This window comes from Thermoactinomyces sp. CICC 10735 (assembly GCF_016055175.1).
Taxonomy (GTDB): Bacteria; Bacillota; Bacilli; order Thermoactinomycetales; family Thermoactinomycetaceae; genus Thermoactinomyces; species Thermoactinomyces vulgaris.
In genome coordinates this window covers 1-607 of sequence record NZ_JAECVT010000019.1, presented here as the reverse complement: position 1 = coordinate 607, position 607 = coordinate 1, and the positions used below count along the sequence as shown (strand labels likewise).

General features: G+C 46.1%; 1 protein-coding gene. It reads left to right on the top strand.

The features are described 5' to 3' along the window. The first annotated feature begins 211 nt into the window (after nucleotides 1–211). Nucleotides 212–499 (top strand): transposase, encoded by a 288-nt coding sequence (locus tag I8U23_RS13340; RefSeq protein ID WP_033102141.1) that lies wholly within the window; start codon nucleotides 212–214, stop codon nucleotides 497–499. The last annotated feature ends 108 nt before the right edge of the window (nucleotides 500–607 follow it).

The window sequence follows — 607 nt, the reverse complement described above, 5'->3', positions numbered from 1 at the left end:
AAAACTCCCGGCAATAATTCTTCTTCATACCCTTTAACAGGAGCCCCCAAGAAAATATATAAAATGTCGTGTTCTATATCATAGGCGAATACGTCATTTTGTTCCGATGTCCTAATGTTTTCGCTCATGATGTCACAACTATAATGACCCCATACGCTTCCAGACGAAAGATAAAGTATAATGGAAGGAAGCAAGAAAGGGGTCGTTTTTTATGGGGCGGCGAAAATGGACTGCTGAGCAAAAAATGGAGATTGTGTTGGCTGGAATGGCGCCGGGGGCCAATATCTCTGCTGTTTGCAGAGAGTACGGAATTGTGCAAACTCAGTATTACAAATGGCGAGAGGCCTTTATTCAAGGGGGCCTTAGTGCCCTGAAAACGGGCATCTCCAATCGTGAACAGGAGTTGGAAAAAGAACTGGAAAAGGCCAAAGCACTCATAGGTGAAAAGGAGATTCAAATTGAGATTCTCCGAAAAAAGACGAACTGGGGCCGAAGGTAAAGACCAGGGATTTGGTGCGGATCCTGCACGGCGAGGGGTATTCGGTCCCACAAATCACGGTTGCCCTTCGCATCAATCGCACCTACGGATATGCTCTGCTCAAGGAGT

Bases quoted from the DNA above. Each gene is read 5' to 3' on its own strand.
- I8U23_RS13340 (WP_033102141.1), top strand. From the start codon at position 212: ATGGGGCGGCGAAAATGGACTGCTGAGCAAAAAATGGAGATTGTGTTG.